Origin of the sequence: Microcoleus sp. EPA2 (assembly GCA_020882975.1) — a bacterium.
In the GTDB taxonomy this organism is placed as follows: Bacteria; Cyanobacteriota; Cyanobacteriia; order Cyanobacteriales; family Microcoleaceae; genus Microcoleus.
Genome location: JAHRFD010000003.1, coordinates 193,729 through 216,257, shown reverse-complemented (window position 1 = coordinate 216,257; position 22,529 = coordinate 193,729). Strand labels below are relative to the sequence as shown.

Genomic DNA, 22,529 nt, shown 5'->3' with positions numbered 1-22,529 from the left:
CAAATCCTCTCTTCATCGGAATAGTAAATTCGAGTTCACTGTTCACTGTTCACTGTTCACTGTCAACTGTCAACTGTCAACTGTCAACATCACCTGACGGTGTAACCGGAAATGATATCATAGGCGATCGAGAAACCTTTATATTTTTTGCTGGGGCTGCTCGCGTGCCTAATCGGATTCCTCTCATATCTCTGCTACTCGCCCTCGGTTTGTGTACAATGCCCAAACCCGTTGTCGCCCAGGCACTCCTGCCTTACACCCTACAAATCGACTCTGCCCAACTCGAACAAACAGCCTTGAGCCTGGGAGAAGAAGCTGTCCAGCTAGCCAGACTCCAGCAGTACCAACTCGCGGTACCCAGAGCCGAACTCGCCACACAATTAGCCCCTAAGAATTCTCAAGCTTGGACTTTGTTAGGCGGGTTGTACCTTCAAGTTGACCAGTTGCAAAAAGGCATTGACGCTTTGCAACAAGCTCAATCTCTGTCGCCGGAAAATCCTGCAATTAAATTTGTCTTGGGAGAAGCTCATTTTCGGCAAGCAAACTATGAAAAAGCAGTTGAATACTTACAAGCAGGGTTAAAGTTAAAACCAGATAATCCGGGTGCATTATTTGATTTAGGCAATGCTTTTTACAAGCTTAAACGATTGGATAATGCGATCGCCCAATATGAAAAAGCCTTTGCTTTAGAAAAAAATCTCTGGCCCGCTCTCAACAATATCGGATTAGTCAAATACGAAAAGGGAGATGCCGATGGCGCGATTAAACGTTGGGAACAGGCGATCGCGATCGACAACAAAGCAGCCGAACCAATGCTTGCTCTAGCAGTAGCATGGTACGGCAAAGGTGACAAAGAAAAAGGCTTAGCGATGGGAGAAGCTGCTCTAAAACTAGATAAACGCTATGCTACTGTAGATTTTCTCAAAGAAAACCTCTGGGGCGATCGCTTGATCGCAGATACCCAAAACTTCCTAGCAACTCCCGAAATGAAAGCAGCACTCGCTAAAATTCAAGACGCTCCACCTTCGGGGCAAATTTAGCATCTCCAAGTCTGGTGAAACTGAGATGTCGAACTAGGATTCAATAACCATTTTAGGGGCAGGACTTCCAGCCCTCCCTACCAAAAAACTCACTCTTTATGGAACAGGCATCTGGGAGCATCCCGATTTTGCATAGGCTTCGCCCCTACGAATATATTTGCACTCATTGAGATGCACCCAGGCATCTTGCCTGTTCTTAAGAATCCTACAACCACGATCGACTTACTTCAACTGCCCCCAGTGTTTTGAACATCGCCGCAGTCGCCTCAGTTACACCTTTAACACCCATAATATTTAATCCTTCATAAGGTTTCGGAACAGGCAAAGTTTTGAGACAATCACCCGTTACTGCATCCCAAAACTTAATCGTCTCATCTTGACTGCTGCTAGCCAACATTTGACTATCTAAACTAAAAGCAACACACCACACCCAATTTTCGTGTCCCCGCAGAAGTAGCAAGCAATCATTCGTCCTCGCATCCCAAACTCGTACAGTTCGATCGTGACCGCCACTCGCCAACAGTGTACCATCATGATTGAAGATTACCGATGACACAATACCATCATGTCCCTCGATGCTGGTCAAACATTGTCCGGTATTGATATCCCAAAACTTGATGCTACCGTCACTATTGCTGCTTGCCAAAATATTACCATCAGGACTAAAGGCAACAGACCAAACCCAACCGCTATTTCCCATCAAAGTGCTTAAGACTTTCCCTGTACTGACATCCCATAACTTCACCGTCTTATCGGTACTTGCAGAAGCCAGGATATCACCTGAAGGACTAAAAGTAACTCCCATCACCCAACTCTCATGCTCGGTACAAATATAAAGACATTGCCCTGTGCTAATATCCCATAGTTTGATGGTCTGGTCCTCACTGAAACTTGCCAATATCTTGCCGTCGGGACTGATGGCAACTCCCCACACCCAAGCAGAATGACCCTCTAAACTTTTTAGACATTCTCCAGTCATAGCATCCCATAACCTGACAGTAGTGTCAGAGAATCCACTCGCCAACAAGTCTCCATTCGGACTAAAGGCAATGGATTTCAATCGATTAGTATGTCCATCCTGTATGCTTTTAAAACACTTCCCGGTTTTGATATTCCATAATCTCACGGCGCGATCGCTACTGGCTAAAGTTTGACCATCGGGCGAGAAAACTACCGAATTTACTGGATTGCTTTGTCCCAATACTGTTTTCAGACAATGACCTGTTTTAACATCCCACAGTCTCACCGTACAGTCTTCACCAGTGCTAGCTAAAATTTTGCCATCTGGACGAAACGCGACAGATGAAACTCGACTGGTGTGTTTTTGCAGCGTTTTTAGACACTCACCCGATGCCACCTCCCACAATCTCACGGTGCTGTCTTCGCTGCAACTTGCTAAAATCTGACCGTCAGGACTAAAGGCAACAGACATTACTATTTGTGAATGTCCAGAGCAAATGCTAACGACTCGATCCGTGCTAAGATCCCAGATGCGAATCAAAGCATCATGACCGCCACAGGCTACAGTTTTACCATCTAAACTGAAAGCCACCGATCGAATTTGACAACAGTCACTCTCAAACATTTTCAGGCATTGTCCGGTAGCAACATCCCACAGTTTAAGTATTCCGTCATCACCGCCACTAGCTAAAATATTACCTTGAGGACTAAATGCGATCGACCAAGCCTGAGTTTTGTGTGCCGGCAAAGTTAGCAAACATCGTCCATTACTCCAATCCCAAAAACGCACAGTTCCATCACCGATGCTACTAGCAAGCATCTTGCCATCTGGACTGAAAGCCACTCCCAGCACACTGCTATGATTTCCCGGCAATATTTGACGAATCGACCAACTGCTAACATCCCAGCAATTAATCGTACCGTTACTACCGCCAGTAGCAAAGGTTTTTCCATCTGGACTAAAAGCAACGGATAGCACAATGCTGCCGTATTCTTTGCCAGTTCTCAGCAGCCTAAATTCTGGCATTTGCCACAAGTGAACCTCACTATTAGTGTCGCCCATTGCTAAAAGTTTTCCATCCGGGCTAAAAGCGATGGACAAACCGCTTCCCAAAACTTCAGCGAAAACAGAATTAGTTAAATCTGCCCCAGCAAAGTTGACAAAATGCAAATTCGTATCGGGTAAATAAGCTTGCCAAACAGTCAAATGAGAAAAATCCCAACCGCTTAAATCTGTCTGCATTTGACACAATAGATTTATAATATTACCCGCAACATAGCCAGTTTCTAGTGTGGGTTTACCGCGCAGGGCTGTCAGAATGGGTTTGAGTTGGTTTTCGATGATTTGCGGGCGTTCAAAAGAAAAAAAAAGGCGATCGGCAATAGGTTTGAGGATCAGACTAGCTTGCGTATCTCTAATGTATTCTTTAGCTGTAGCTTTGAGCAGACCCAGGCTTCTGAGAATATCGATTTTGCTGGTGGCGATTTCAGTGCAGACTTGTTCGATTAATCGTTCCGTCATGTATTCCATGACGACAGGTTGTTGAGTGTAGCCCTCTGAGGTTTTTTCAATCAGAGAATGTCTCAGGAGAGAACCTAAAACTTCTAGTAATTCTTTGATAGTTAATTTGGTAACTAAATCTTGTTGTAATTCGGCCGCCGAGACTGGCTCCCGATTAATAGCCAGCCAGTACATCACCTTTTTTTCTAAATCTAATAAACGATTAAATTGCCTATCTAATAGATTGCGAATATCGTCAAATACTAAAGTTCCTTGATTTAAAAGTTCTAAAAATTTGGGGAGGCTACTCTCAAAAAAATCGCGAATCGCGGGAGCGACCATTTTTAAGGCTAGGGGATTTCCTCCATAATGAGATATCAAAATATCCCATTCAGAGTCCGACCCTTGAAAATCACCGATACGTTGAAAAAAAATCCGTGCTTTAGGAGTGCTTAAACCTTTCAGTTGTAACGAACGAACGGGCAAAGTTTCGCCTTCTCGAACGGCTAAACCGATCGGCTTTTCTCGACTGGTTAATAGCAGGGTACTTTTATGATTTATTTCAGCTACGCATCGCAGAAGTTGACCGTATCCTTCATATCCCTCTCGATAACAACCCGTGCGTTCTTCTTCCTGTAGAATTGACTCCATGTTATCCAATATTAACAGACACCGATGTTGTCGCAGATAGTGCAGCAGTCGCGAGATTCTACCATCTACCGTGTCCGGTAAATTCGTTTCTTGTTGGTGCGATAGAAATTGAATCAATTCTAGTAACAAATCGAGAAGAGAGGGAGCATTGCAGAGACTGTGCCAAATAATATAATCAAATTGTTCTTGGATGCGTTCTGCTACTTTAATAGAGAGAGAAGTTTTGCCAATTCCACCCATTCCCAACAGCGTTACTAGGCGACAGCGATCGACGATCAGCCACTTTTCTAATAAAGCTAATTCCTCTGCACGTCCGTAGAAAATAGAAACATCAATTGCCTCTCCCCAATTAATCGATTTGTTGACTTTTGTTAAGTGAGTAGGATCTCGATCGGCGATCGTACCACTGCGATCGACTTGTGCGTCGATATTGTGAGTAATTTGGCTATTTGGTAGTGAGGCGGTGACTTGTGCCTGTTGTGCTTGCCGTCGCAAAACAGACTGAAAGTTACTCTTAGTGACTTTTTCTCCAAATACCCGACTGAGAACTTGCCATAACTGAAAGCCAACAAACTTAATATATTCGGCATCATAACCAGCGCTTTTGGCAATCTCTCGATAAGAGTGTCCTTCCCAAGTCTGTCGCAATACCAGTATGTGAATATCGTTGAGATGCTGTTGTTTGAGAACGGAGTCGAGGAAAAGCAGTGCTTCGTCGATCGTCATTTATTTAAAATTATCGGGTGTGTTAGCGAAAAAGCGGTGGTTCCTGCTGGACGACACAGGAGATTAAGCAATTATACTCAAGATGATAACATATTTTACACTCAAGTTATAACTATTTATAACTATTTCTCACTGACGCCGCTGCCGCATCCGGGTTATTACTGAATCAAGGTTGATTGAACCAGTGAATTTCAATATTAAGAGGGAAGGATATTTTAGGAAAATGCCAAATAAAAAATTATCGCTAATTCTTGCTGTAAGTATTTTGGTTGTATCACCTCTTGGTCTTCTCGTGAGACAACCGTCAGTTCTGGCTGACTGTCCTCCATTTGTACCAGACGCTTTATGCCCAAGTAATAAGCCAATTCCCGGTCAACGACTTCCTCCGGTTCAAAAGGGGTTAACTATCTGTAATAAGACAAGTGTAGACAATGTATATGTTGCTATTGCACTTGATTACAGTGGACCTTTTCCCAGCGACGGATTCCCCGCACCTCGTTACACAGAGTCGCACGGATGGTGGAAGATAGAGACTGGTGCTTGCAAAAAGGTATACGAAAATGATGCAAGTAGAGTGCGTGGATATTACGCCAAAGGTGGAGATTCTGTTTGGAGGGGTTCAGACTCAAAGTTAAGTTATTGTATTAATTCATCAGAATTCGAGTTTAAATACCAAAAAGCGTATCAGAAAGAAAACTGTGAGCAAGCTGGTGGAGAAATGGTAGCTTTTAGACCCGTGCGTCCTAGCCGCCAAGCATATTCTTTTAATTTAACCAACTGAGTTAACAAAAGAGCGCCTCAGCATCTTTCTCGAAAAGCTCTTTAAAAGCCTGGTCACAACTCAATCAATAATTAGGTGATTTAAACTATGCAAAGACAAGCAAAAATTCTAGTTAGCTTAATTTCGATTGCTTTTGTAGCCTCTTCACTATCCAGGGTAGAGGCTCAAGCAGAGAGGCAATCACATTTCTTTATAACAAATAAAGTTTCCAATCTCTGTTTGGGAGTCCTAGGAGTAGATGGTCATGGGCCTGGGGTAAGGGTTGAGGTTTACCACTGTAACCCCGGTGGTGGTGATGCTGGAAATGACAATCAATGGACAATTAAGGATTTAGGAAATGGATACAGTCACATCATAAATAAGGTTTCCAATCTCTGTTTAGGAGTCGTAGGAGTAGATGGTCATGGGCCTGGGGCAAGGGTTGAAGTTTACCACTGTAACCCCGGTAGTGGTGATGCTGGGAATGACAATCAATGGACAATTCAGCCTTTAAGAAATGGATACAGTTACATCAAAAATAGGGTTACTGGTCTGTGCTTAGGAGTCGTAGGAGTAGACGATCATTGGGCTGGGGCACCCGTCGAAGTTTATCGCTGCAAGCCCGGCAGTGGTGATGCTGGAAATGACAATCAATGGACAATTAGGAGAATAGGGTCTTAGTTGTTTGTTGACTTGAAGCAAACTTGCATTTCCTATATCTACAAATTTTGTACGACTTGGGAGAGATTTCGATGTCAAAAATTAATTTGGCAGTTTTGAAATGGTCTACATCTATAATTGTTAGCTCGACATTTTGGGCTTTAAATCTATTGTATCCTTCAACTGCAAGTGCTTGGTTTGATGTGTGTAATAAATCAGGCGATCGAGCTTCTGTTGCCTTTGCGTATCTGGAAATAGATGCAGCCGAATCAGATATTTTTGGCAACACTCCACCAAGACGCTCTAGAGGCTGGACTACTGAAGGATGGTGGCAGTTAAATTCTGGTGAATGCGCGAGAGTATATCCCCATGAGCTTAATAAAAGGAACGGCATTTACTATGTATACGCAAAAGCTGAAGATGGAGGAGAATGGAGCGGTAAAAATAGGTTTTGCACAATAAACAAACCTTTTACATTAGCTAGAGCCGACAAACAATGTGAAGGAATAGGTAGAGTATGGAAGAACTTTATCGAAGTCGATACCGGTAATGCCAGGAACTTTACTTACAATTTAGGAGATTAAATTTACACGTAAGATTCAAGCACTGAATTTCAATGATTAAATAAAAGACGATGAAATACAGAAATATTGCCTCAGCGCTTCTTTTTAGCGCTTTATCTTTCTACTTAATTAATGCAGCGGTTGCCCAAACATCTGGTATTCCATCTCCTATTGATGGTCAACCTATTACCGATGGACCGACGAGTTTCAATTTAGGCTTTGGAGATGACGATCGTGTTCCGATGAGAAGCAATGCTTACCCTTGGAGCGCTATTGGACGAGTTCAAATAGACAATGGTGGACACTGCACCGGAGCCTTGATAGGCAGAGATTTAGTATTGACAAACGCTCATTGTATATGGGAGAACGGACAACGCAAAAATATTACTTTTGCCCCAAATTATAGGAATGGGCAGTCTCCCGAAACAGTACAAGGAAATTACTACTGGTGGGGAACAGATAATCCGAACCAAAACCGAAGGGCTGACTGGGCAATAATTCGATTGGAGCGACCGATTGGCGATCGCTATGGTTGGTTTGGCTACCAGTCTCTCAACTACCAAGAGCTACAGGGTAAAACAGTTATCTATGCAGGCTACTCAAGCTTTGGAGATGAAAGTGTTCAGGAATTCGTCGGTGGTAAAACTGCACAAGTTCATATCCGATGTCGGGTTCGGGATGTTTTTGTTAATGATGGTCTCATTCACACTGACTGCGATAATGGTACAGGTGGTTCAGGTGGACCTATTTTCATTTGGCAGAACAACCAACCAGTTATTGTTGCCATCAATGCTGCTGATTATCGCTCTCCCGAATCGGCTCAAAGTTATTTCACCCAAAATTACACTCCTGGACAAGGAAATGTAGGTGTTCCCACCCTCGCATTTTCGCAAGCGATTCTACAAGCTCGTTCTATATCAGTCAGCCTGGGTAATGGAAAAGTTATCAACTATTTTGGGAGTAATGGAACAGGTACTTTGGCTCGCCAGGATAGTGGAGAAATTATTCAAAGATATTCTGGTTTGCATAAAAGTTGGGATCAGATTGTTGCTATCAGAACAGATATGGTTCTCTTCTACGATCGCGAAGCTGGAAAAGGTGAGATATACCGTATCGAACCTCAAGGAAACTTAACATTCCTTTATCGTTACGATGGTTGGCGCAAAACTTGGAGCAATATCTCAAGTTTAGGAAACAGTAGAGTTAGATTCGTGGATGATAATAATCATTCAGAAATTTACTCGGTTAACGATGATGGAGTTTTTTTTGATGCTAACTAGGCGATCGCCCTTGTGTCAGTAGGGATGGCGAAGGGCGATCGCAAATTTTCTGTAATGCAAATACCACAACAAACAGGGAAATAATTTATGAGCGCTTTTTACAAATTCGATGTCATTGCAGATGCAAATACATTGGGATGGAAAAGTATAGGAGACAACCCATCGATTAATGATAAGGGCATCGTAGCCTTTACGGCTACTCCCGACATATCAACTGATATTTTTGCTGGCCCGTTCAATGGTGAAGCAATTAGAGATATTACAGGAAGTAATTCTGTATCTGCTAATTCCACACGAGCTGTTCAGATTAATAATCAAAACAAAATCGTAAGTCACGATTCAAGAATTAATAACAATTTAGCTATCGGCGCAATTAGAGTCAGGAATGCTGACAAGCCAGGAGCAACAAAAGATGAAAATTTTGAAAATATTGTAACGACTTCGGGCAGTATTTTAGATTCTTTCGATACCGTCTTTAGCCAGCCAAGCATCAACAACAAGGGAGAAGTAGTTTTCTCTGCTTTAGACGATGTAAATCGGTTATTAGCAACTAAGAAAGCATTGATTGGATATAACACAATCCCACTCTCAACGCAATCTGCTGTAGCAGCGCGTCCGATGATTGCTGACAACGGACAAATCGTGGTGCGGTTTGGAAATAAGCTTGGGGATGGAACTACTCCGCCTTCGCCGATTAAGTTGTTTGATTATGACTTAGGTAAGTCTGTTGATATCGCCACTGCCAGTCCTAATCCTCCCTACAGGCAATTTACTAAACTGGGTATGAGTCCGGGTATTAGTGATGATGGAAACATCGTTGTTTTTGCAGGCGATCGAGGCAAAGGCCCTGGTATTTTTGCCAGCATCAATAATATTAAAGATGAATTTGGCTTTCGTACAATTATTACCATTGCCGGAGAAAACACGACGGAACCCAAAGCGGAATTAGGATACGACGAGTCAGGCGAGCCTATATTCTTAGATAGCTTCGATCTGGACAGTAGAGTGGCTGTCTCTTACCTAGATAAGGGAGAGAATGGCATAACTGCTGGCGATAGCTTCGTTGTTTCTTTTATTGGTACACCAAACACACTTAGCCGCAACAATCCGGCCACTATTAATAAACCTTTCTTTTTCTCAGGTCAAGAAGGTCTTTGGACGGTTCGGGTTGCAGTGGAAAAACCCCTAAATCCTACCGCACCGCCTGAATTACTTGATTTTAATAAAACCAGTCCGATTCCTGCCATTCAAATAGGGGATAAAATTAATGACGCCACAGTTAAAGATATCGCGGTCTATGACCCTCTCGGCAAAGCCACAACAGATGTGAGCAAACAACAACCAGGCGACCACAGGCTTGCTTTTTGGGCTTCTACGGATAAAGGGGATATGGTCGTGCGTGCCGAGCATCTTGATACCGATGGAGATGGCTTGCTAGATGATTGGGAGACTAAGGGAATTGACATCGATCGAGATGGGGTTGTAGATCTCAACTTGGCAGCAATGGGAGCCAACCCCCTTCGGAAAGACCTATTTCTAGAAATTGATTGGTTGAAGCCGGATCTGGTCACGAAGCGTGATTTTTCTCCTGAACCAGAGGCGATCGATTTTCTCGTGGATATGTTTGCCAAGGCACCGCTAACAAATCCAGATGGCAGCAATGGCATCACTGTTCACGTTGATGCTGGAAAGATCCTTTATCGAAATATGAGTCCTTTGGCAGGAGGTGCCCCCAACCCGCTATATCTTCAAGGAGGCGATGAGATTGCCGAAGCAGTTACTGGCAACCACATACATGGTGTTTTCTTTGGCCCAGATGAGCCAGTGACTTTTAAAGATCCAGATCCGTTGGGTCGCCCTATAGTCGTCAGATCGTTTGAAAGTATCAAAAATAATTTCTTTGGTACAACAACCAAGCGAGCGCGAGAGCTAGCTTTCCATTATGCTATATTTGCAGATGAGGTTGCAAAAAAAAATTCAAATAATCTTTATCAGTTCCCCGGAAATTCAGGTTGGGCTGAAATATCTGTTCCCGATAGCAAAGAACGCTATTCTATTCCTGGCAACGACCTAATCATTTCTCTACAAGGCAGTCGCGGCCCACAAAATAACAAGTTATCTTACGTTCCTAATCCCAGTTCACCTGAATCGAAGAAAGAAATCCCTTATGTAAAAGGATTTTACCAAGGGCAAACGTTGGCTCACGAACTAGGTCATAATTTGGGCTTGTTTCACGGTGGATTTGATAATTTAAAAACTACCCCACCTGGTACTGACGGTTACAATAAAACAATTTACGACCTCAAGGTTAATTACCAAAGCCTGATGAATTATATCTATCAGGGTTTTCCAGGCCAAAAGGGTGAGCTAGTCCGAGACTATTCGAGAAGTCTGCCTTTTGATGACTGGAGCCATATCAAACTTGATTTCTCCAACTATTTAGATAATTTAGGAAATAGCTTTGGTAAAGAATACCAAATGGGTACGAAATTGCCGGACTCTGAAGACTCAGAAATTACCCTCGAAACAATTGAACAATTACATGGGCCTTCCGATCGCGAAACTCCCTTGGTTAGTATTAACCAACCAGCGCCTAGCGTTGAAATAGTCGTTGGTAGTTCTTTGACAGTCGATCTAACTGCAACTGACAACTCGGCAATTAAGTCAGTGCGTGTTTCCTTTGATATCAATGGCAATGGTGTTGTCGATGCTCCTGACGAAACTGTTGTCGCAGCTCCAACAGGTACTAACAAATATCAGGCTACGTTTGCCAATCTTTCAGGGACAGTTGGCAGCAGAACTATTACGGCTAAGGCATTTGACATTTTTGACTTTACATCGACTGCCAGCGTGAATGTTAAGATCGCGCCGATATCTAGCAACAATCCGCCAATAGCAAATAATGACAAAACCCTAACAGTCTTAGAAGATGCCGCCGCTACCACCTTGGGTATCACAGCACCAACTGATGCAAATAGCGACGCATTAACTATTACAATTGACGCGGTGCCAGAGACAACTAAAGGTGTGGTTCGATTAGCTGATAATACAGCAGTGGCAGTTGGAAATACCTTAACGATTGATAAGCTAACAGGATTAGTATTTGCTCCTGTTGCTAATGCTAATGGTGCTGCTGGAACCTTTAGCTATACTGTCAGCGATGGCAAAGGCGGGAAAGACTCCCAAATCGTGACGCTGGCGATCGCTCCCGTCAACGATGCACCGCTAGCGCAGGATGACACCGCTACTACCAATCAAAATACTCCCGTTACGATCGCCTCAACAACCCTACTGGCTAACGACAGCGATAAAGACGGCGATGTTCTAAATATTAGCAAGGTTGGTAATGCTAACAACGGTAGTGTTGTACTCGACCAAGATGGCAAAGTTGTTTTCACCCCTACCACAAATTTCATTGGAGAGGCGACATTTGATTACACTGTGAGTGACAGCAATGGCGGTAGTGGGACTGCCAAGGCGATCGTCACAGTGAAAGCTGCCAGCAACCCAGAACCCACTCCCACCCCGACACCGAATCCCACTCCGACCCCAACACCAACACCGAATCCCACTCCGGCCCCGACACCAACACCGACACCGACACCAACACCGACACCGACACCAACATCGAATCCAACACCGACACCAACATCGAATCCAACACCGACACCAACATCGAATCCAACACCGACACCAACACCGAATCCAACCCCAACACCAACACCGAATTCTATTCTTGAACCAACACCCAATCCAGAACCAACTCCAACACCCAATCCAGAACCAACTCCAACACCCAATCCAGAACCAACTCCAACACCCAATCCAGAACCAACTCCAACACCTAATCCAGAACCAATCCCGACACCAACACCCAATCCAGAACCAACGCAAACGCTTGAGGCGATCGCCGGTGACACCTTAATTGGCACGGACAATGACGACTCAATCGCAGGTACTCAAAATGATGATGTCTTAATCGGTAAGTTGGGAAATGACACTCTTGTTGGTGGATTGGGTAATGACTTGCTCTATGGCAATAAAGGCAAAGACGTTCTCAACGGCGATCGGGGAAACGATTCTCTTTACGGCGGTAAAGGCAACGATATTGTTCGCGGTGGCAAAGATAATGACCTGGTTTTAGGAGATTCAGGAGATGATACCCTCTTCGGAGACATGGGAAATGATACTGTCTATGGCGGTAAAGGTAATGATGTTGTCCACGGCGGTAAGGACGATGACCTAGTTTCCGGGGACTTGGGAAATGACACCCTTTTTGGAGACTTGGGAAATGATACTGTGTATGGTGGTGCTGGTGATGACCTGCTCAATGGCGGTGTAGGCAATGATTCGCTGATCGGTGGTGAGGGTCGCGATCGCTTTGTGCTCACCTCTGGTGCAGGAGTAGACACCATTACTGATTTCCAGATTGGTCAAGATTTATTGGGATTAAGCGGCGGTGTCAGATTTGACCAGTTGACAATTAGCCAGGGTAGTGGTATGCAAGCGCAGGACACCCTGATCCGTATCGCCAGCACTGGTGAGTTGTTAGCGTCTGTCACTGGTTTGTCATCCAGCTCACTTACCCAAGATATGTTCGCTCTGATTTGAGATCGACAGGACTTACGCACGCTCTACGGTGTGCCAAGGGTTTTGAGATTGCTTCGTGCCTCGCAATGACAGAAATACGTTATTCCGGTTGCACTCGTTATGATTAGCGAGGAGACGGCAGTGCCTATTGGTGTCAACTTAACCTCAAACCGACAGTCCGGCAGGGGTTTAAACCCCTGCCTCAAAGCTAAAGTCGTCTGAAGACGACTAATGAGTTCTTCAGTCCTCTTTGAGAGGACTTTCGCTATGAGACAGGGAATTCATTCCCTGGCGGACTCGCGGGTGGGCGGGAAGACTGGTGGAAAAGCTTAAGTTGACACGCTTTGGGCACTGCCTATTGGTGTCAACTTAACGTCAAACCCAGTCAGAGACTGTTGTTTGACTATTAAATCTAGATCCCCCCTAGCCCCCCTTAAGAAGGGGGGGACAGGAGTCTTCTCAAAGTCCCCCTTCTTAAGGGGGATTTAGGGGGATCTGGACTCGGATATAAACGAGATTTCTCAAGGGTTTCAGGCTTAAGTTGACACCTATGGGCAGTGCCGTATCCCTACGCCAGATTAATTGTAGGGACACGGCACTGCCGTCTCCTAATTTCGGCTAATAATAATTCCGATGCTGCCGGATTTGATATTACTTGTGTGTAAGTGCCGATCGAGTTGCGATCGCCAGTAGGGATGGTGTAGTCAGTAACAAACATCAGCCAATGGCAAATTTGCCATTGGCTTCGGGGCGATCGCAACCAATAAACGATATACATTTAGTCTATATTTCTACCATCATCAGCACTAATTCACCCATGACATCCACCCCTACGATCGCCTCTCCCCTAAGCTGGACAGAATTAGCAGCCCTCACAGACTTTGAAATCGATCGCACCAACGGCCCAACCAACGCCCAATCCCGGTTGCGCCTCTTCGGAAAAACCGAATCCGATGTGCGAGTCACCCTCTACCGCGACAATCATGCGTGGTGTCCCTACTGCCAAAAAATCTGGCTGTGGTTGGAAGAAAAACAAATCCCCTACCGCATTGAGAAAGTTACCATGTTCTGCTATGGGGAAAAAGAAATCTGGTACAAGCGCAAAGTACCGTCAGGAATGCTACCGGCGATCGAACTAGACGGCCGCATCATCACCGAAAGCGACGACATCTTAATCGCCCTAGAACGAGTCTTCGGCCCCTTGAGTTTGGGCATGGAACACCCCGCAGTCATAACCATGAGGCGGTTAGAAAGACTACTGTTTAGAGCCTGGTGTACTTGGCTGTGCTACCCAGCAAATTCAGCCAAAGCAGAACAACACAACCGCAACCAATTTATCAGCGTCGTCGCCCAAGTTGAAGCCGCCCTAGCTAGCACTCCAGGGCCTTATTTCCTCACTGAATTTGGCACTGCGGATGTCATCTTTACGCCCTACGTCGAACGGATGAATGCCAGTCTTTACTATTACAAAGGCTACTCCATGCGGGAAGAAAACCCGCGATTTGCTGACTGGTTTGCGGCGATGGAAACCCGCCCCACCTATCGCGGTACTCAGAGTGATTTCCATACTCATGTACACGATTTGCCACCTCAAATGGGCGGCTGTTATGAAAACGGCGAACCGCAGATGCTAGTCAACAAAACCCGCGTGGATAATGGGCCTTGGGCTGGATTGCCGGATGTGATGTATCCAGAACCGGAAACCTCCCGCGCTGAAGCACTCCACCGCGTTATTAAGCATCATCGCAACATTATTAAAGTTAATCCTGCTGATGACAATTTATTTGATGAGGCTTTGCGTTGTGCTTTAACTTTGATGATGACTGGTGAAATTTGTACGCCGCCGGGTGGTTCTGATGGGGCTTTGCGGTATTTGCGCGATCGCGTGAATGTGCCCCGCGATATGTCTATTTACGCGGCGAAGCGGCTGAGGGAGGCTTTGGAGGAAACGGCGGCTTTGGTGGGTGATGGCCAAGGTTCTCCGATTCTGCTGAAGCATCGGCGCGATCAAGATCCGGCTAATTTTGTGTAGTGTTAATCCGTAGGGTGCGTCGCTGCGAGATTTTGGATATAACTTGCAGATTATAGATCGCGACGCACCCTACTTGCAATCTGCATTATTGATGCACTCTCAGATAACGATCAATTTTGTGATTGAAGCCCAGATCACTCCTGCGCGATCGCCCACAGCAGTCGATCGTGTCATAGCAGTCGATCGCCCACAGCAGTCGATCGTGTCATAGCAGTCGATCGCGAAAAGCAGTCGATCGTGTCACAGCAGTCGATCGTGTCACAGCAGTCGATCGCCCACAGCAGTCGATCGCCCACAGCAGTCGATCGTGTCACAGCAGTCGATCGCGAAAAGCTATTCCCTGATTGTAGAAAGCATCATACATTACGAAAAATTAAATCTTACTCGGTTGACTTTCGGCCAAAAATAATTAATGTTTATCATAGTGAGCCGCTCTCACAAAGACAAATAGCCAAGCGTTTTTGCGTGGCTCTAAGTTTTCTCCATCTTTATCAAAACTTTAATTAAACAGGTATTTATAAACACAACTTTATATAAACTTTATATAAATTTTCTCTAAGAACAGTTATAGTTGCTAAAACTTATCAGAAATAGTTTCCGATGCAAGTCGCGAAACATGGAAGTCCTTATCTTTTTTTAGCTATCAGTAAAACCCACGATTTTTCGTAGAAACCTGGTTTTTTGCGTAAGTCCTGACATAAAAAAGTAGGAACAGTAGGAAAAACGCTGCAAACAAGTAAAAAATTGTTGCTAAAGCTAATTTGACGCACTATTTAGCATTAACATAGGCATTGCAGTTATCATTCTATAAAAAGGATTTAGTCAATGTTTGTAAATTCTAGCAAGGACTCCCCTTTTGAGAACAACAGAAGGCAACAGCTATTGCCTGCAAACTCTACAGGTGCTATTGTTTTTATCGATCCAGGGGTAGAGGATTATCAAACACTTGCAGCAGGGGTGTTGGCAGATGCAGAAGCGATCGTTCTCGACCCATCAAAGGATGGGATTGAGCAAATTAGTGAGGTATTGTCTCAGCGGAACAACATTTCCAGCGTGCATATTGTCTCCCATGGACAAGCGGGAAAATTGTACTTAGGAAACGCAGAAGTTAACTCTAATACCCTCGACGGCTACAGTGAAGAATTGCAAAGTTGGGCGAATTATTTGACTCCCAGTGCCGAGGTTCTGCTTTATGGATGTCATGTCGCTGCTGGAGAAGAGGGCAAGCAGTTTATCCAAGATTTGAGAGATTTAACCGGGACGGACATTGCGGCTTCATCCAATCTCACGGGTAGCGCCGCGCGAGGCGGTGACTGGGATCTGGAAGTTAAGACTGGACGGATGAAATTAACTTCTGCTTTTCAACCTCAAGTTCTACAGTCTTACGCAGGAATTCTGAATGGCGGGGACGGGTTGCGGGGCGAGTATTTTGATAACAATAATTTTACCAATTCTAGGATTACCCGCACCGATCCAACAGTTAACTTTAACTGGGCCAAAGGATCGCCTGCTAGTTCAATTGACAAAGATACTTTTTCAATTCGTTGGACGGGTCAAGTTCTCGCTGATTATACGGAAAACTACACTTTTTTTAGCACTCCTGATGATACCGCGAGGCTGTGGATTAACGGGCAGCAAATAATCAATTCTACAAGAAGAGGGCAAGAAGCTAGCGGCACAATTCGCCTCAATGCCGGTCAACGATATGATGTGCGTTTAGAGTATGTAGAAAATAACGCAGATGCGCTGGTGAATCTTTCTTGGGCAAGTCCCAGCCAAAGCAAGCAAATTATTCCCCAGTCGAAGCTGTTTAGTACGATTCCACCGAATCCGGGTACGATCGCTTTGGCAACTTCTACTCCGCCTCCTGTAAGTGAAGACGCGGGTAAAGCAACGCTGACGGTGGTGAGAACGGGTGGAAGTAGCGGTGCCGTAACGGTTAATTATAGTGTTGACGATCAAACGGCTTTAGCTGGATCGGACTATGTGGATATTCCGAATGGAAGCGTGACGTTTTTAGATGGAGAAACCAGCAAAACAATTGAGATTAACTTGATTAACGATGATGTATTTGAACCCGATGAAACATTTACTATAGGGTTGTTGGGAACTAATGGAGTCGGTCAAGTTGGTACTCCCAGAACAGCTACATTCACGCTCGTTGATGATGATAGCCCGTCTACGGTTAGCTTTCTTCAGTCCAGTTATAGCGCGAATGAAAATGGCGGAAATGCTTCAATTACCGTTCAACGAGCAGGTAATCTTGGCAAACCTGCAACGGTAAATTATGCCACTAGCAACGGTACGGCGATCGCATCCTCAGACTACACGGCAACTTCAGGAACCGTCAGTTTTGCCTCGGGAGAAACTACCAAGACAATTTCGATTCCAATTATCAATGACGCTGCGATCGAATCGAGCGAAACGCTCAACATCGCACTCAGCAACCCCGGTAAATGGACAACAATTGGTTCTCCAAATACGGCGACGCTAACTATTGTAGATAACGATCCCAGTTTTACTCGCCAAAATGTGGTATCTGGACTTAACCAACCTACGGTAGTAGATTGGACGCCGGATGGTAGCAATATGTTGATCGCGCAGAAAGATGGCGTCGTTCGCGTATTCAGAAATGGGACATTGCAAGCAACGCCGTTTGTTAACATTTCCAACCTGGTTAATAATACGCGCGATCGCGGTTTGTTGGGGATGGCAATTCATCCTAACTTTGCCACCAATCCCTACGTTTATCTCCTCTATACCTACGATCCGCCAGAAGTCGCCAATAATATTAACCCAGGTACAACTTTAGACGATCGAGATGGAGCCGGGAATCGTCCATCGCAATTGCTTCGCGTTACGGCGACAACCGATGGCACTGGTAATATTACCGCCGTCCCCGGAAGCGAAGTAGTTTTGTTGGGTAAAAATAGCAGTTGGCAATATACAAGTCGTCCGGATGGCAATAGCACCAACGATTCATCAATTCCGCCTTCAGGAATTAACAATGGCACGACAATTGTAGCTCCCCAAACGCTGCTAGAACGCGACGCTAACGGCAATGTAACTAACAACATTCGCGACTATTTAGCAACCGATAGCGAATCCCACAGCATCGGTGCAGTTCACTTTGGTAGCGATGGTGCTTTGTACGTCAGCAATGGTGATGGCACTTCCTACAATTTTGCCGATCCGCGCACCGTGCGCGTTCAAGACTTAAATAATCTTTCCGGAAAAATACTCAGAATCGATCCAATTACAGGTGCAGGATTATCCGATAATCCATTCTTTAATGGCAGCGATGGTGCAGATAACAATCGCGACAAAGTGTTTGATTATGGTGTGCGAAATCCATTCCGTTTCACCTTCGATCCAGTGACTGGATTGCCAGTAATTGGTGATGTAGGTTGGAATAGTTGGGAAGAAATTAATCGAGGTCGAGGAGTAAATTTTGGGTGGCCTTATTATGAGGGGGGAAATGGTGTCAGCGTGCAACAATCGACTGGATACGCTAGTTTACCAGAAGCTCAAGCATTTTATGCCAGCGGTCAATCAGTAACGGCTCCGATTTATGCTCGTACCCATGCTAATGGAGCGATCGCCATCATCATGGGTGATTTTTATGACAACAATCGGCTGATTTATGGCGATGTTGGGGAAGGTAATATTTATGAAGCTACCCTCGATCAAAATCGCAATATAACCGGAACTCGGGTGTTTGACTCTGGGCTACCCAATGTAGTCGATATGGAAAAAGGCCCCGATGGCAATATGTACGGCGTCAATCTGGGGAATGGAACTATCTTCCGTTGGGTTCCTGCTTAGCTAGGACTTACGCATTGACAAAATAACCAAATAGTGAATTGATCAAGAGGGAACGTCTACTAACCGGTATCGGACAATCAGAAAAATAACTCAAACCTCGACAGCGCAATGCAATAAGGACATTTACACTTTATTTTTACTCTCCAAACCCAAGTTTGGGGGGTGCAGTAGGTTAGCAGAGATATTGGGAGACGTTTCCCATGATAGCATCAATCGCTTTTTGCTCAGAGAAAGATATGAACCGAAAGACTTATTCGGGATGATAGAGAAAGTTATCAACTTAGAAGGAGGGATATTAAGTGTTGATGATACCGTCATAGAAAAGCTTTATAGTGAACCAAAACATCCTGAATTATAGCCTTTTTCAGGTAGATGAGATACAATGTAACTGACAAGAAGAGAGTGGAAATATTAAATTAAAAAAGATCGCACAGCTCTCATTCAATTTTGTGATTGAAGCCCAGATCACTCCTTCGCGATCGCCCACAGCAGTCGATCGCCCACAGTCGATCGTGTCACAGCAGTCGATCGCCCACAGTCGATCGTGTCACAGCAGTCGATCGCGAAAAGCTATTCCGTGATTGTAGAAAGTATCATACATTACGAAAAAATCAATCTTACTCGGTTGACTTTCGGCAAAAAATAATTAATGTTTATCATAGTGAGCCGCTCTCACAAAGACAAATAGCCAAGCGTTTTTGCGTGGCTCTAAGTTTTGTGCAAAAATTGCTCAAACAATATCGCCAAACCCAAAGTATTTCCCCTCAAACCCATCGATGTGGGGGTCAACTTAAACTTTTGCCTGAACAATTGGTTATAATAGCCGAATTACAATTAACTAAACCTATCAATAAACATATCGGGAGTAACAATTTCTACTGCTTGAAAACGCAACCCTCAAGCTCAAAATCCACAGAAGGCACAAATGGGGCAACCACTTCTGGATTGCCCCTACTGGCGTCACAATCTACTCTTCACTCCTAGACTGGGAAAAATACCCCCTTATACTCTAAAAATCCCTCAATTGAGCCGTTTGAACAACAACATCTTTCGTCAAAGAACCTCGCCGCAGTTTCAGTTTCAAACTTTGACCGATTTGGCTATTTTCCACCAGATTTTGCAACTTTGCCGCCGTCGTGACAGCCTCGCCGTCAATTTGAACGATCGCATCTCCCTTGCGAATTCCCGCTTTCTCCGCAGGCGTATTTGGCACAACTCGCATCACTAACACCCCTCTCACTTCCGGTATCATCAAAGGAGCATTCGGATCGGCATTATTCTCTCTAGCAATTTCTGGAGTCAAATCAATCATTTGAATTCCCAAAAATGGGTGACTGACTTGTTCTCCGCGGGCTAACTGTGTGTAAATAGCTTTGGCTTTGTTGATGGGAATTGCAAAGCCAATACCCATTGCATCGGCTCGAATTGCTGTATTGATGCCGATTACTTCTCCTAAACCGTTTAACAGGGGGCCGCCGGAATTGCCGGGATTGATGGCTGCGTCTGTTTGAATGAAATCGAGGCGCTTGTCGGGAATCCCCACGGCTGCGCTCGATCGCTTCAAGGTACTGATAATTCCCAAGGTGACGGTATTATCAAATCCTAGGGGGTTTCCCACGGCGATCGCCCAATCTCCCACTTTCACCGCATCAGAATCTCCCAAAGCGGCCACCGGCAAGTTAACACCCTTAGTATTAATTTTGACAACAGCCAAATCTGTCACCTCATCCGTACCTAACACTTCTCCCGGAAAAACGCTCCCGTCATTTAAGGTGACAGTCACTCGATCGGCTTTATCCACCACATGAGCGTTGGTTAATACAGTCCCGCTTTTGTCGATGACGAAGCCGGAACCTTGACCCCGCAGGCGTTCTTGTTTCGGGCTTTGGGTAGGAAACTCGTCTCCAAAAAATCTCCTAAATAACGGGTCTTCCATGACTGGATCGAGGTTGCGGCTAACAGTGCGCTCGGTATCAATTCGCACCACTGCTGGTCCGACGCGATCGACTGCTAGCGTCACAAAACTATTGTTGCTAGCAGTCGCTGATAATTCTGAGCCCCTGAGTGCCAACTTTTGGGGATTTGGAACAGTCGCTGATGCTGATGCTGGGCTGATTGTCCAAGCCTGTAGGGCGATCGTAATTCCTAAAAATACGCCCAACAGCGAAGACACTATTCGGGGTGCTGGGCGAAAAAACTTGAGTATTCCCATAGCGTGAATTTTATGCTAGCTGAGTTAGTTGGGCGCTGGAGTTCTGGTGCCGATTAAAATACTCACGGGCCTTTCATGGGCGGTGATTCTTGACGCTTCACAAGGTTCTGCTACCGGAGTAGTCTTACAATCCCTCAGCGCCCGTTTAGAGTCGTGGCGATTCCCCATCCCGACTTTCTCTATATTTCTGGCTGCATTTTCATCTCTATCTTGGTGGGTACCACAACTTAGGCAAAGCACTGAGCGAATAGATAAATCAATCTTTCCCCATTTAAAGCCACAGTCTGAACAGACTTGACTGGTTGGTTCCCATCGACTAATTACCTTGAATTGCCTGTCGAACTTTTCAGCTTTAGCTTCGCAAAGTGTTCGGAATTCGTACCATCCTTGCTGACTAATTGCTCTTGAAAGTTTCCGATTCTTCACCATGCCCGAAAGGTTGAGGTCTTCCACAATAATCACTTGGTTTTCGTTGACTATTTTGGTTGACAGTTTGTGCAAGAAGTCTTTGCGGGTGTCGCCAATTCGATTGTGTAGTTTGGCAATCTTGATTCGAGTTACATTCCTTCTCTTAGATTCCTTTGGTTGGCGAGTTAATTTGCGTTGCAGTTTGCGAACTTTCCGATCTAGCTTTTTATAGCCAGGACTTTCAGCTTTTTCACCATTGCTCATTACTGCAAAAGTTTTAATCCCTAGGTCGATTCCGACGCTGGGATTCTTGGCTTCGGATTGAACTGACTCAACCTCTACAACAAAACTTAAGAAATAGCGGTTTGCACAGTCTTTAATCACTGTCACAGAACTGGATGTTGATGGTAATTCTCTAGACCATATTGGATTGACAATTCCAATCTTTGCTAAATAGACTCCATCACCTTTGAAGGAAAATCCTCCAATTCTAAAACGCGCCGACTGACTGCTGGTTCTTCTTTTGAACTTGGGATATCCGACTTTGCGTCCTTTTCGCTTTCCTTTACAGGAGTTGAAAAAGTTCTTGAAAGCGACATCCACGTCGGCAACCGACTGTTGTAATGGGACGCACGACACATCTCCTAGCCAAGCTCTTTCTTCGGTATTCTTAGCCTGAGTAATAACGATTTTTTGCAAATCCGCTGAACTTGGCTTTTTATCGGATTGCTTGCAGAGAGCGAGGGCATCGTTCCAGACTACGCGAACACAGCCGAACAACTGAGCCAAACTCTGCTGCTGTTGACTGGTCCGGTAAAACCTGTAGCGAAATCTTGCTTTCATGAGTGTGCTAGGATTGGTCTGCTACGAAATCGTATCTTGGTTTGCCAAAAATGACAACCGTTTATCGCCGGGAACGCCATTCTGTTACAGAACTTAAAATGCACTTTGTCTGTGTTACGAAGTACCGTCGGTCTGTGTTTACAGACGAAAGCCTTGATTTGATTGAAAGGTCGTTTCGAGAGGTTGACCAAAAGATGAATTTTCAAGTGCTAGAGTTTAACGGTGAAGGGAATCATGTTCATGTACTGATTGAGTATCCGCCGAAGCTTTCAGTTTCTCAAATTGTTAACGCTCTCAAAGGGGTTTCCAGTCGTCGCGAAGGACAGGCCGGATACAAAAAACCCCATAAAGAAGCTTTGTGGAGTCCTAGTTATTTTGCGGTTTCCGCAGGTGGTACACCTCTAGAAGTCCTGAAGGATTATATTAGAAATCAAGAAAAGCCGTCCTTTAAGGACGGGGCTTGTATCCCCGTTTTTTG

The 22,529-nt window shown here is 44.8% G+C and carries 14 protein-coding genes and 2 pseudogenes; 11 read left to right on the top strand and 5 right to left on the bottom strand.

Annotated elements, in window-relative coordinates; genetic code table 11:
• Positions 1–164: 164 nt before the first annotated feature.
• The gene (locus AAFP14_RS05250; protein ID WP_341731248.1) at positions 165–1,040 is read left to right on the top strand and encodes a tetratricopeptide repeat protein; all 876 of its coding nucleotides are present in this window, start codon (positions 165–167) and stop codon (positions 1,038–1,040) included.
• 205 nt (positions 1,041–1,245) lie between these two features.
• On the opposite strand, the gene AAFP14_RS05245 is transcribed toward AAFP14_RS05250, so the two are convergent.
• Positions 1,246–4,878 carry a WD40 domain-containing protein gene (locus tag AAFP14_RS05245; protein ID WP_341731247.1) on the bottom strand — a complete coding sequence of 1,211 codons (3,633 nt, stop codon included), beginning with the start codon at positions 4,876–4,878 and terminating at the stop codon, positions 1,246–1,248.
• A gap of 223 nt (positions 4,879–5,101) precedes the next feature.
• On the opposite strand from AAFP14_RS05245, the gene AAFP14_RS05240 reads away from it, so the two are divergent.
• The 5 genes from AAFP14_RS05240 (at position 5,102) to AAFP14_RS05220 (ending at position 12,752) form a co-directional block, all read left to right on the top strand.
• A complete protein-coding gene (locus AAFP14_RS05240) occupies positions 5,102–5,659 on the top strand; it encodes a DUF1036 domain-containing protein (protein ID WP_341731246.1) in 558 nt (185 codons plus the stop codon).
• 87 nt (positions 5,660–5,746) lie between these two features.
• The gene (locus AAFP14_RS05235) at positions 5,747–6,319 is read left to right on the top strand and encodes an RICIN domain-containing protein (RefSeq protein WP_341731245.1); all 573 of its coding nucleotides are present in this window, start codon (positions 5,747–5,749) and stop codon (positions 6,317–6,319) included.
• A 71-nt stretch (positions 6,320–6,390) separates the two neighbouring features.
• Positions 6,391–6,882: a DUF1036 domain-containing protein gene (locus AAFP14_RS05230; RefSeq protein WP_341731244.1), complete on the top strand. Its 492-nt coding sequence runs from the start codon at positions 6,391–6,393 to the stop codon at positions 6,880–6,882.
• A gap of 50 nt (positions 6,883–6,932) precedes the next feature.
• Positions 6,933–8,141, top strand: a complete 1,209-nt coding sequence (locus AAFP14_RS05225; protein WP_341731243.1) for a trypsin-like serine peptidase — start codon at positions 6,933–6,935, stop codon at positions 8,139–8,141.
• Positions 8,142–8,228: 87 nt separating this feature from the next.
• Positions 8,229–12,752 (top strand): Ig-like domain-containing protein, encoded by a 4,524-nt coding sequence (locus AAFP14_RS05220; protein WP_341731242.1) that lies wholly within the window; start codon positions 8,229–8,231, stop codon positions 12,750–12,752.
• Positions 12,753–13,299: 547 nt separating this feature from the next.
• Here the strand turns inward: AAFP14_RS05220 and AAFP14_RS05215 are convergent.
• Positions 13,300–13,509 carry a hypothetical protein gene (locus AAFP14_RS05215; protein WP_341731241.1) on the bottom strand — a complete coding sequence of 70 codons (210 nt, stop codon included), beginning with the start codon at positions 13,507–13,509 and terminating at the stop codon, positions 13,300–13,302.
• A 39-nt stretch (positions 13,510–13,548) separates the two neighbouring features.
• Between AAFP14_RS05215 and AAFP14_RS05210 the strand changes: the two genes are divergently transcribed.
• Positions 13,549–14,763, top strand: a complete 1,215-nt coding sequence (locus AAFP14_RS05210) for a glutathione S-transferase family protein (protein WP_341731240.1) — start codon at positions 13,549–13,551, stop codon at positions 14,761–14,763.
• A 170-nt stretch (positions 14,764–14,933) separates the two neighbouring features.
• Here AAFP14_RS05210 and AAFP14_RS05205 read toward each other — a convergent pair whose 3' ends face one another.
• Positions 14,934–15,077 carry a hypothetical protein gene (locus AAFP14_RS05205; RefSeq protein WP_341731239.1) on the bottom strand — a complete coding sequence of 48 codons (144 nt, stop codon included), beginning with the start codon at positions 15,075–15,077 and terminating at the stop codon, positions 14,934–14,936.
• A 511-nt stretch (positions 15,078–15,588) separates the two neighbouring features.
• Between AAFP14_RS05205 and AAFP14_RS05200 the strand changes: the two genes are divergently transcribed.
• The 3 genes and pseudogenes from AAFP14_RS05200 (at position 15,589) to AAFP14_RS05190 (ending at position 19,169) form a co-directional block, all read left to right on the top strand.
• The gene (locus AAFP14_RS05200) at positions 15,589–18,588 is read left to right on the top strand and encodes a DUF4347 domain-containing protein (RefSeq protein WP_341731238.1); all 3,000 of its coding nucleotides are present in this window, start codon (positions 15,589–15,591) and stop codon (positions 18,586–18,588) included.
• 76 nt (positions 18,589–18,664) lie between these two features.
• Positions 18,665–18,943 (top strand): annotated as a pseudogene (locus tag AAFP14_RS05195) (IS701-like element ISAcma42 family transposase); the annotation flags it as partial.
• 94 nt (positions 18,944–19,037) lie between these two features.
• Entirely contained in the window at positions 19,038–19,169 is a 132-nt protein-coding gene (locus AAFP14_RS05190; protein WP_341731237.1) for a hypothetical protein, read from the top strand.
• A gap of 428 nt (positions 19,170–19,597) precedes the next feature.
• Here AAFP14_RS05190 and AAFP14_RS05185 read toward each other — a convergent pair whose 3' ends face one another.
• Together AAFP14_RS05185 and AAFP14_RS05180 are read right to left on the bottom strand one after the other, a co-directional pair.
• Positions 19,598–20,800, bottom strand: coding sequence for an HhoA/HhoB/HtrA family serine endopeptidase (locus tag AAFP14_RS05185; RefSeq protein ID WP_341731236.1), 1,203 nt, complete (start codon positions 20,798–20,800; stop codon positions 19,598–19,600).
• 24 nt (positions 20,801–20,824) lie between these two features.
• Positions 20,825–22,051, bottom strand: coding sequence for an RNA-guided endonuclease InsQ/TnpB family protein (locus AAFP14_RS05180; RefSeq protein WP_341731235.1), 1,227 nt, complete (start codon positions 22,049–22,051; stop codon positions 20,825–20,827).
• A gap of 50 nt (positions 22,052–22,101) precedes the next feature.
• Between AAFP14_RS05180 and tnpA the strand changes: the two are divergent.
• Positions 22,102–22,497, top strand: a pseudogene (gene tnpA / locus AAFP14_RS05175) (IS200/IS605 family transposase); the annotation flags it as partial.
• Positions 22,498–22,529: the final 32 nt, after the last annotated feature.

Bases quoted from the DNA above. Each gene is read 5' to 3' on its own strand.
- AAFP14_RS05245 (WP_341731247.1), bottom strand. From the start codon at position 4,878: ATGACGATCGACGAAGCACTGCTTTTCCTCGACTCCGTTCTCAAACAA.
- AAFP14_RS05240 (WP_341731246.1), top strand. From the start codon at position 5,102: ATGCCAAATAAAAAATTATCGCTAATTCTTGCTGTAAGTATTTTGGTT.
- AAFP14_RS05235 (WP_341731245.1), top strand. From the start codon at position 5,747: ATGCAAAGACAAGCAAAAATTCTAGTTAGCTTAATTTCGATTGCTTTT.
- AAFP14_RS05230 (WP_341731244.1), top strand. From the start codon at position 6,391: ATGTCAAAAATTAATTTGGCAGTTTTGAAATGGTCTACATCTATAATT.
- AAFP14_RS05225 (WP_341731243.1), top strand. From the start codon at position 6,933: ATGAAATACAGAAATATTGCCTCAGCGCTTCTTTTTAGCGCTTTATCT.
- AAFP14_RS05220 (WP_341731242.1), top strand. From the start codon at position 8,229: ATGAGCGCTTTTTACAAATTCGATGTCATTGCAGATGCAAATACATTG.
- AAFP14_RS05215 (WP_341731241.1), bottom strand. From the start codon at position 13,509: ATGTATATCGTTTATTGGTTGCGATCGCCCCGAAGCCAATGGCAAATT.
- AAFP14_RS05210 (WP_341731240.1), top strand. From the start codon at position 13,549: ATGACATCCACCCCTACGATCGCCTCTCCCCTAAGCTGGACAGAATTA.
- AAFP14_RS05200 (WP_341731238.1), top strand. From the start codon at position 15,589: ATGTTTGTAAATTCTAGCAAGGACTCCCCTTTTGAGAACAACAGAAGG.
- AAFP14_RS05185 (WP_341731236.1), bottom strand. From the start codon at position 20,800: ATGGGAATACTCAAGTTTTTTCGCCCAGCACCCCGAATAGTGTCTTCG.
- AAFP14_RS05180 (WP_341731235.1), bottom strand. From the start codon at position 22,051: ATGAAAGCAAGATTTCGCTACAGGTTTTACCGGACCAGTCAACAGCAG.